This window comes from Kitasatospora sp. NPDC127035 (assembly GCF_042726075.1).
Taxonomy (GTDB): Bacteria; Actinomycetota; Actinomycetes; order Streptomycetales; family Streptomycetaceae; genus Kitasatospora.
Map to the genome: position 1 here is coordinate 91,453 of NZ_JBHXDN010000018.1, position 9,762 is coordinate 101,214.

Annotated in this window: 6 protein-coding genes; 5 read left to right on the forward strand and 1 reads right to left on the reverse strand. The window is 72.0% G+C overall.

Going from position 1 to position 9,762, the window contains the following annotated elements:
* The first annotated feature begins 858 nt into the window (after nucleotides 1-858).
* Nucleotides 859-2,211 carry a hypothetical protein gene (locus ACFWIC_RS15455; protein ID WP_380518840.1) on the forward strand — a complete coding sequence of 451 codons (1,353 nt, stop codon included), beginning with the start codon at nucleotides 859-861 and terminating at the stop codon, nucleotides 2,209-2,211.
* 19 nt (nucleotides 2,212-2,230) lie between these two features.
* Here ACFWIC_RS15455 and ACFWIC_RS15460 read toward each other — a convergent pair whose 3' ends face one another.
* Nucleotides 2,231-3,289, reverse strand: coding sequence for a LacI family DNA-binding transcriptional regulator (locus tag ACFWIC_RS15460; RefSeq protein WP_380518842.1), 1,059 nt, complete (start codon nucleotides 3,287-3,289; stop codon nucleotides 2,231-2,233).
* 453 nt (nucleotides 3,290-3,742) lie between these two features.
* On the opposite strand from ACFWIC_RS15460, the gene ACFWIC_RS15465 reads away from it, so the two are divergent.
* The 4 genes from ACFWIC_RS15465 to ACFWIC_RS15480 all read left to right on the forward strand — a co-directional run bounded on the left by ACFWIC_RS15465 (nucleotide 3,743) and on the right by ACFWIC_RS15480 (nucleotide 9,630).
* Nucleotides 3,743-5,083 carry an ABC transporter substrate-binding protein gene (locus ACFWIC_RS15465; RefSeq protein WP_380518845.1) on the forward strand — a complete coding sequence of 447 codons (1,341 nt, stop codon included), beginning with the start codon at nucleotides 3,743-3,745 and terminating at the stop codon, nucleotides 5,081-5,083.
* Complete coding sequence (locus ACFWIC_RS15470) at nucleotides 5,080-6,069, forward strand: carbohydrate ABC transporter permease (RefSeq protein WP_380361785.1); 990 nt, start codon at nucleotides 5,080-5,082, stop codon at nucleotides 6,067-6,069. Before ACFWIC_RS15465 ends, ACFWIC_RS15470 begins: the two co-directional genes overlap by 4 nt.
* 4 nt (nucleotides 6,070-6,073) lie before the next feature.
* Nucleotides 6,074-6,970, forward strand: coding sequence for a carbohydrate ABC transporter permease (locus ACFWIC_RS15475; protein WP_380361787.1), 897 nt, complete (start codon nucleotides 6,074-6,076; stop codon nucleotides 6,968-6,970).
* A gap of 119 nt (nucleotides 6,971-7,089) precedes the next feature.
* The gene (locus ACFWIC_RS15480; protein ID WP_380518848.1) at nucleotides 7,090-9,630 is read left to right on the forward strand and encodes an RICIN domain-containing protein; all 2,541 of its coding nucleotides are present in this window, start codon (nucleotides 7,090-7,092) and stop codon (nucleotides 9,628-9,630) included.
* Nucleotides 9,631-9,762 lie beyond the last annotated feature (132 nt).

Genomic DNA, 9,762 nt, shown 5'->3' on the forward strand with positions numbered 1-9,762 from the left:
TAGGCATCGCACCGGAGTGTGCGGCGAGCGGTCGCGTTCTGCGGTGAGCGGTGCGACGAACGGTCGAACGGGCCCAGGTTCGGGGAGCGCCGGGCGGCGTGTGAACGGAGGAGGTCACAAGGAGGTCCCCGCCCGGGTCCGCAGTCCTGCTGACGTCTCCTCACCGTCGGCGGCAGCGGTTCCACCGGATCCCCCCATCCCTTCTCGTGCCCCGGGCAACAGCCCGACCACCCTCACGCAGGACACGCGGCAAGGAGCATCCACCCATGTTCAGAAGAACCGCCCGCGCCCACCGGCCTCACCGGGGGCAGCCTCGACGCGATCAAGGCCGACCCCGCGGTCAGGACGGTCCATATCGCGGGCAGCGTGCCGAAGCCGGGCAAGCTGACCGTCCCCGTGGGCGCCGACGGCCGGTTCGTCCGGGTCCAGCTCGCCGGCACCGGCTGACGCCGGGCGGGACGCCGCCGCGTCGCCCCGCTCCGCGGACGTACCCCTCGGCGTCCGCGGAGCACCCGTCGGAGCGGGCCGCCCTGCCCGCTCCGGCACCCCTCCGGCGCGGAGATTCTCCATAACGGTTCGGCAACGGCGCGGGACGGAAGGCGCCGCTCACGACTCCTCTTCGGAAGGCCGGGACACGGCCGTCCGGGGAGGAGCCGCTCGTTCGGGAGCGGCCCGCAGCTCGGGACGGGGCCGTGTGCCGGCGCCCGACGTCGATCGAACAGGGCGGCGCCACCTCCGCGGTGCGAGGTCACCGCACGGGGGGCCGCCGGAGAGGAGCCGCATGCCACCCACGTTCCGGGCATGGACCGATGCCCGGCTCAAGGCGTTGCTGCCCCGGCGAGCCGGGGGAGGAGCGCCGTGGACGAACTGACGCGACGCTACGGTGACGTGATCCTGGCCTGTGTGCGCGGACTGGGCGCCACCGCGGAGGACGCGCGGGAGCTGTCGGCCGAGGCCCTGGCCAGGACCGTCGACGCCTGCGACCGGGGCGGCGCGGTACCGGGCCCGAGCTGGTTCGTCCCACTCCTCGCCGAAGCCCGCCACCTCGCCGCAGGACGGGCAGTGGCCGGCCGGCGGGACACCGTGGCGCCCGGCTTCCTGCACTGGCTGGACGAACGGGCCGCCGTGCACGGCGGCCACCGGGCCGCCCTGTCCGCCGCCGAGGGGGAGAGCCTGCTGCTGCGGTCGTTCGCGGTGCTCCCCGAACCGCAGGCGGCGCAGCTGTGGCGGGGCCTCGCCGCCCCGCCCGGGTCTCAGGCCCCGCCTGTTGCCGCCCGGCAGGCGCTCGCCGACGCGTGCGTGCGGGTGCACGTCGCGACCGTGGCGGAGCGGGGCTGTCGCCACCTGGCCGTGGTGTTGGCCGAGACGGCTGCCGAGGACGGGCCGGCGCCCGCCGAGGTGGCCCGCCACCTCGCCCGCTGTTCCCGGTGCGGCACGGTCCTGGCGGACCTGGCGGCCGTGCACCGCTGGGACGCCGACCACCTGCGGAGGGGGCTGCTGATCCGGTTCGACCCGCCGGTCGTCGGGGCCGTCACCGCACCACCCGGGCCGGGGACATCCGCCGTGCCGCTCGGCACCGGGGCGGCGGGCCCGGCAGGTGGCCTGCCCGCGCCCGTACGGCGCTGGGGCGTGGGAGCGGTTGCCGGCGCGGGGCTGGCGGTGGTGGTCCTCGCCCTGCCACTGGCGTCACCGGGGGACAACCCGGTCCCGGATCCGCCCGCCGTGGGCACACCCACGGCCTCAGCTCCGCCGTCCCCGCTTCCGGCCACACCGTCTCCGACGCCGACGGCAGGACGGCCGCTCCAGCCCTCGTCGCCGACGCCCTCCGTCACCGACCACGGACCGGGACCGGCCGCGACTCCGTCGCGTACACCGGCCGCCGCGCTCCCTCCCTCCGTGTCGCCCGTGACGTCCCCCGCCGCGACTCCCGCGCCCACGCCAACGCCCACGCCCGCCGCCCGTGCGTTGCACCGCGGAGACGTGGGGCCGGACGTGGCGAGGATGCAGGACCTGCTCATCAGGGCGAACTGCGTGCCCGAGGACGTGCCCTTCGTCGACGGAGGCTTCGACGACGCGACCGAGCGGTTCCTCAGGAACTTCCACCGTGCGGCGGGCATAGCCGGGAGGGAACGTGACCGTACCGAGTACGGACCGCGGAGCCGCCAGGCCCTCGAAGGAGCTGGGGACCGTGCGGTCTGTCCGAGCGCGTAGGCCGGGGCCGTGCCGGGTGCTACGGGCGGTCCGGGGCGGTGGGCGGACGCCCGGTGCTGGCCCGGATCACCAGTTCGGTGGGGAGCCAGGGCCGCTGCTGCCGGGCCGTCGTCGTACCGCTGCGGAGCTGCTCGACCAGGACGCTGATGCACCGCCGCCCGATGTCGCCGAAGTTCACCCGGACGGTGGACAGCGGGGGGATGGTGTAGGCGGCCTCGGGGATGTCGTCGAAGCCGATCACGCTCACCTGCTCGGGTACCCGGCGGCCGGCCTCGTACAGGGCGCGCAGCAGGCCGACCGCCATCTGGTCGTTCGCCGCGTGCACCGCGGTGACCTCCGGGTCGGCGGCCAGCACGCGGCCCAGTTCGTAGCCGGACGCCGCGCTCCAGTCGCCGACCAGGGGGGCGGGGATCGGAGCGCCCGCCGTGGTCAGGGCGGCCAGCCATCCTTCGCGGCGCTGTTCGGCGGCGATCCAGCCGCTCGGACCGGCGAGGTGGTGGACGGTCCGGTGCCCGAGGTGCAGGAGCTGCTCGGTCGCGCGCCGTGACCCCTCGACCTGGTCCGCCGCGATGACGGGGACGAGCGGATCGAGCGAGTCGTCGACGGCGACGACCGGCACCTTGCGGGGGAGGTCGAGCAGGGCCTTCGCGATGTCGCGGTGCGGGGCGATGGTGATCAGCCCGTCGACCGAGCGTTCCAGGAGTCGGGTCGCGGCGTCCCGCACCGGCATGTGCCCCAGTGAGCGCATCGGTGCGACGCTCACCGTGTATCCGACCTCCTGCGCGGCGAAGGCGATGCCCTGGACCACGTTCGCGGGGCCGAAGTCGGCCACGTCGTAGGCGATCACACCGATGTTGCGGGTCTGGCCGGTGGTGAGCGTCCGGGCGGCCTGGTTCGGGAGGTAGCCCAGCTCCGCCACGGCGGCGAGCACGCGGTTCCGGGTCTCCGGGCGTACCGCCGGGCTGTCGTTGAGCACGCGCGAGACCGTCTGTTTCGACACGCCCGCTACCCGGGCGACATCGCGCATGACGGCGCCGCCGCCTGGCTGATCGATGTCGGCCGGTCCGCTCTGCCCCATGCTGTTTTCTCCTCGTCCACGCCTGCCGGAGCGACCCTGCCGACATGAACCAGGATGTTACCGGTACCACTCGGCGCGTCAAGCCCGCCTCGGTAGACCGTGGATCGACCCGGGGCCGGCCGTCGTCCGGCGGGTCCGTCGGTCGGTTGCCCGGAGCTGCCCCGATCGGTCGGGGAGGGAAGCCGTTCAGGTCTGCACCGCTCTCCGAACGGCTGTGTTCGGTTCCGGAGGTGTTTCCGCGGTGTGACTTCCACATGTTCTGCCCAAAGCGTTGACAGTGAAAATGTTCCCGGTAACACTCAGCCCACCACCGCATTCGGCCGCCGGTTCCACCCCCGCCGCGGCCCGGTCTTCCCCCCTTGCGCATCCTCCCGGCACGACCGTGGCGCGGCCCCGTTCACCGGGGCTGCCGCCGCGTGACGTGGGCCGGGCAGTCCAGAGAGGAACAGCTCCATGTTCACCAACCGTCCGCATCCGAAGAACCCTCGTCCCCGTGCGCTCGCCGTGGCGCTGAGCGCCGTGACGGCGGTCTCGGCCCTTGCCGCGTGCACCGGTGCCGGCAGCAGCGGCGGTGCCGGGAATGCCGATGCCACCCTCACCGTCTGGACGGACGACACGCGTCAGCCGGCCGTGGAGGCCTACGTCAAGGCCCACCCGCAGGCGCGGGTCAAGGTGGTGCTCACCAGCTACAAGCCCGGTGAGGTCGCGCAGAAGATCGCCCTCGCCGACCGGGCCGGGAAGGGGTGGCCGGACGTCGTGTTCCTGGGCTCCCCGTCGGACGTCTCGGCGCTGGCGGCCGCCCCGCTGCGCTTCGCCCAGCCGCTCGACGAACTGGTGCCGGAGCAGACCCGTAAGCAGTTCGCCAAGGGGACGCTGGAGGGCTGCACCTACGAAGGGAAGGTGTTCTGCCTCGCCAACGACACCGCGCCGGTGGTGCTCTGGACCAACGAGACGTTGATGAAGCAGTTCGGCTACAGCGTGCCGAAGACCTGGGCCGAGTACCAGGAACTCGGGGTCAAGCTCGGCAAGGAGCACCCGGGATACGTGATCGGCGGGATCAACGACGTCTCGGGCTACGGCGCGTTCTTCGGGGGATCGGGGTGTCCCGACCGGGAGACCACCGGCCCCGCCGACATCAGGATCGACCTCACGGACCGGCGGTGCACCCGGGTCGCGGAACTCCTCCAGCCCCTGGTCGAGAACGGGACCGTCACCGCCACCAGCCCCTGGGACCCGACGTTCACCGAGGAGGTCGGCAAGAAGAACGCGATCCTCATGTACCCGGCGGCCGGCTGGTTCGGCGAGTACGGCTTCAAGGGCTCGTACAAGATTCCCGACGGCCAGCTGGCCGCGCACCCCGTGCCGACCTGGGCGGGTGACAGCGTGGCCACCACGGGCGCCATGGGCGGCGGACTCTGGGTGGTGTCCCGGCACAGCCCGAACGTCAAGGGCGCCGCCGAGATCGCCACCTGGCTGACCACCAGCGACGCCGCGGACGGCATCGTGGCCGCGTCCGCCCTGCCCGCCCACACGCCGACGGCGCAGAAGTGGTGTGCGGCCCGGGCCGCCGACCGGTTCTACGCCGCGGACCCCTGCCCGACGATGCTCGACGCGGCCGGACGGATCGCCGAGAACTACGACTACATCCGCTTCGAGGGGCAGTTCGCCGACTCCTACGCGCAGACCTTCGTCGCCACGGCGAGCAAGAAGGGCGACCTGGCGGGCGCGCTGCCGGTGTGGCAGAAGCAGCTGGTGCAGGCCGCCGAGAACGCCGGCTACAAGGTGTCCCGTTGAGCCGGACCACGCCGACCGCAAGGACCAAGCCGACCGTGCGGACCACGCCGAGCGAGCGGACCACGCCGAGCGTGCCGACCGCAAGGACCAAGCGGCCCGTGCGGCCCGGCCGCCGGGGCCGCTGGACGGGCCCGCTGTTCGTCGGCCCGTACCTGCTGTTCCTGATCGCCTTCGGCCTCCTCCCGGTGGGATACGGCCTGTGGACCACCTTCGTGGTCTCCGACCCCTACGGCGGGGAGCGCACCGGGACCGACAACTGGACCAGGGTCGCGTCCGACTACCGGCTCGGGCCGGCCGTCGAACACATCGCGCTCTACCTCGCCATCTGGCTCCCGCTGCTGCTGCTGACGGTCGTCTCGCTCAGCCTCCTGCTGCACGCGCGCAAGGGACGGTTCGCCGGGGTGATGCGCCTGGCGTACTACCTGCCCGGCGCTGTGACGGGGTCGGCCGCGGCGATGATGTGGATCTTCATGATCAGCCCGCAGTACAGCCCCGCGGCGCCGCTGCTCCGGGCCCTGGGATTCGACTCCAGCGCGGAACTCCTCGGCGGGCCCTGGCTCCCGGTGGTCCTCTCGGCAGTCGCGGTCGAGGCGGGCGCCGGCGGCTGGATCGTGATCCTCTACGGGGCTCTCCAGTCCATCCCGGACGAGGTGATCGAGGCGGCCAGGATGGACGGCGCCAACGGCTGGCAGCAGGCCGTCCACATCAAGCTGCCGATCGTCCGCAAGTACCTCGCGTTCATCCTCATCACCAGCTTCGCCGGGGGGACGCAACTCTTCGTCGAGCCGCAGATGCTGTCGCTGGTCTCGAAGGGAGTCATCAGCGCCACGTGGTCGCCCAACCAGCTCGCCTACGTCTACGCCAGCGGTGAACTCTCCTTCGGCCGGGCCTCCGTGCTGTCCGTCCTGCTCCTGGCCGTCGGCCTGGGCGCGGCACTGATCGTCATCTACCGCACCAAGTTCTACGAGACCGACGCCCGGAGGTAGTCCCATGATCCCGATACCCCCGCGGCGGCACCGGGCGCGCGCACGGGCCGGTGCCTGGACGCGCGACGCGCTCCTGCTCGCGGCAGCCGCCGTCTTCCTCGCACCGGTCGTCTGGCTCGTCCTGGTCCCGACCAGGACCGAGGAGTCGATCCGCGACGGCTTCCCCTTCTCCATCGGTTCGCCGGCCAACATCGGGCGGGCCTGGGAGAACCTGTACGCCTTCAACGACGGCATCGTCCTGCGCTGGATCGGCAACTCGCTGCTCTACTCGTCGACCGGCGTGGCCCTGAGCCTGGTGCTCTGCATCACGGCCGGCTACGGGATGGCGAAGTTCCTGTTCGTCGGCCGGAAGACGCTGCTGATCTCGACGCTGATCGCCATGATCGTGCCGACCTCCGCCACCGTCCTCCCGCTGTACATCGAGCTCGCCGCGGTCGACCTCACCGGGACGGCCCTCTCCGTGATCCTGCCCCTGGCCTTCTACCCGTGGGGTGTCTACCTGGCCTACACCTTCTTCTCCAGCAGCCTGCCGGACTCCCTCCTGGAGGCGGCCCGGGTGGACGGCGCCTCCGAGGTGAGGATCTTCTTCTCCGTCGCGCTGCCGCTCGCCCGGCCGCTGGTCGCGCTGATCGGCTTCTTCGGCTTCGTCTCGGCCTGGACGAACTTCATGCTGCCCTACCTGATGCTCGGCGACACCGACGACTACCCCCTGCCCCTGGGGCTGAGCGTCCTGCCGATGGAGAACATCGTCTCGGGCAACCCCAACTTCTCCAACATCGACATCGGACTGCCGGAGGCGGCGCTGGCCGGCGTCCTCTCCGTGCTGCCGATCCTGCTGATGTTCCTCCTCGCCCAGCGCCACCTCACCTCGGCGCAGCTCGCCGGGTCCGAGAAGGGCTGAGGCGCCCCCACACCCCCTCCCACACGCTCCACCTCCCCACCCACCCCCCACACGCTCCACCTCCCACACGCTCCACCCCCCCACCCACCCCCACCTCCTGAGTCGTGAGGAGTTCGACGATGAACTACCTGTCCACCAGACCGCGCCGTACCCGAGGGCGCCCCGCGGGTCCGCCCGTCCGGGCGGTCTCCGCCCTGATCACGCTGCTGATCGCGACGGCCGGCCTCGCGCCGGTGCCCGCCGCGGCGGCGACACCCACCGTCCGCCACGTGGCGACGACGGGTAACGACAACGCGGCCGGTACGGCGGCAGCGCCGTTCCGCACTATCCAGCGGTGCGCCGACCTCGCGGTCGCCGGCGACACCTGCCTGATCGGAGCCGGCACCTACCGGGAGACGGTCACCCCGAAGGCGTCCGGCAGCGCGGGTGCGCCCATCACCTTCACGGCGGCCCCCGGCGCCCGGGTGACCGTGGACGGGACGGACCCGGTCGGCGGCTGGGTCCGCGACACCGGACAGATCTACAGGGCGCCGGTGAAGCTCGCCGGCACCCCCGCCGCGCCCTACGGCTCCACCAAGTACCCGGCCAACGCGGACCTCTGGGCCAACCAGGTCTTCACGGCAGGGTCCCTGGTGCCCGAGGCGGCGTACCCGGCGGCCACCAGCGACCCGTGGCAGGAGTCCTTCATCACGGGGGGCTGGAAGTCCACCCGCTCCGGATCCCCCGACCACTGTCCCACGCCCCCCTGCACCGCCATGCTGACGGGCACGCTGACGTACGACCAGTTCCCCGCGCTGGGCGACATGACCGGGGCGACGGTCTACCTGGCGGGAGGGTGGGTGGCGAACTCGGCGTCCGTCACCGGCGGCACGCTGGACAGCGGCAACAAGGTGCTCCAGCTGCGGTTCCCCGCGAGTGACAAGCACGTCGAGCCGGGTGCCGAGAAAACGTCGAAGTTCCGCGTCGTCGGCAAGAAGTCCCTGCTGCGGGGCCCGAACGCCTGGTACTACGACCCGGCCGGGCAGCAGCTCTACCTCTGGGCCCCCAACGGCGCCGCACCCGAGGGCGTGACGGCCAAGCGCCGCAACTACGGGTTCGACCTCAACGGACGAAGCCACATCACCGTCCGCGACATCGGGCTGCACGCCACCACGGTGACGACCGACGACAGGAGCAGCCAGAACGTCCTCGACGGCATCACCGCCCAGTACACCTCCACCTGGCAGACCACCCAGTTCGACAGCAGCCTGCCCTACGCCGGCATCTACGACGCCAACCACCACTCCGACAGCGGCATCCTGCTGCACGGCACCGGGAACGTGATCCGCAACAGCGTGCTGCGTCTCTCGATGGGCAACGGCATCTCGATCCGGGGCAGCGGCCACGTCGTGACCAACAACCTGATCCGCGACGTCGCCTACGGGGGCACCTACACCGCGGCGGTGGCGCTGGAGGTCGGCAGCAAGGACGTGACGATCACGCACAACACCATGCGCAGCACGGGGCGTGACGTGATCAACATGAACACCAACGCCTATCCCAACGACGGCTACCGCAACATCCGCATCGCCTACAACGAGATGACCGACTACGCGAAGATCAACTACGACCTGGGTGCCGTGTACACCTGCTGCAACACGGCCTACACCGGCACCAGGATCGACCACAACTGGATCCACGACCCGGCCCAGATCGGCAACGGGTTCCACTTCGACAACGGCAGCTACGACCTGAACGTCGACCACAACGTGATCTGGAACCTGCGCGGTGGAACGGGCGTCTCCTTCGGCGGCTTCGAAGAATCGGGCAAGGACCTGCCCTACCTGACGGGTGCCTTCACCGCCAACACCATCGTGTCCGCCGACAATTCCACGATCTACCACTACTACGCCAAGCCGTCCCGCGTGGCCAACAACGTCCTGCGGAACAACATCCTTGACGGCTCGCACAAGGACGGGAGGCCGTACGACCACGTCGACGACGGAACTCCCAACCAGAGCAACAACCTGATCACCACCCGGAGCAAGGACGGCGGTCTGCCCGACCCGAAGTACCGCGGCCCCAACTCCGGTGACTTCACCCTCACGCCCTCCTCGCCGGCGGTCGACGCGGGTGTGCCGGTGGCCGGTGTCACCGACGGCCACTCCGGGGCGGCCCCGGACCAGGGTGCGTACGAGACGGGGCAGGCGGCCTGGGTTCCCGGGTGCACCCTCGACGGGTGCGGCTCGGCGGCCGGCAAGCCCGCGGTGCTGGTCAGTGCCAAGAGCGGCAAGGTCGTGGGGCTCCAGGGGGCCGGGGCCGCCCGGTCCGCCGTCCAGCAGACGCTGGGGGTGGCCGCCGGCCAGCAGTTCACCGTGACACCGGTCGGAGGCGGTGAGGTCAAGCTGGTCGACCGCGAGGCCGGCCAGTGCCTGACCCCGGCCGGCGGATCCAGCGCCGACGGGACCCCCGTCCGGTCCGCACCGTGCGGCGGCGACACGGCCCAGATCTGGACGGTGGCCGACACCGTCCTCGGCTTCCGGCGCCTGGTCTCCAGGGCCGGCGGCAAGTGCCTGGACGTCGAGGGCGGTTCGATCGCCGACGCCGCCCGGCTGATCCTGTGGCCGTGCGGACCGCAGGCCAACCAGCAGTGGACGGTGGCCAACGTCTCCACCGGGTGACGTACGTCCCGGTCGCAGTGGTGGGGGGGGCGCCGGGCGGGGCGGCGCCGAGGGGGCGGGAGGGGTTGGGCCACCCCGCGAGCGCGGGGGGGTGCCGGCGAACGGGGGCGGAGGGGAGAGGCGGCGGCTGGG

Bases quoted from the DNA above. Each gene is read 5' to 3' on its own strand.
- ACFWIC_RS15460 (WP_380518842.1), bottom strand. From the start codon at position 3,289: ATGGGGCAGAGCGGACCGGCCGACATCGATCAGCCAGGCGGCGGCGCC.
- ACFWIC_RS15465 (WP_380518845.1), top strand. From the start codon at position 3,743: ATGTTCACCAACCGTCCGCATCCGAAGAACCCTCGTCCCCGTGCGCTC.
- ACFWIC_RS15475 (WP_380361787.1), top strand. From the start codon at position 6,074: ATGATCCCGATACCCCCGCGGCGGCACCGGGCGCGCGCACGGGCCGGT.
- ACFWIC_RS15480 (WP_380518848.1), top strand. From the start codon at position 7,090: ATGAACTACCTGTCCACCAGACCGCGCCGTACCCGAGGGCGCCCCGCG.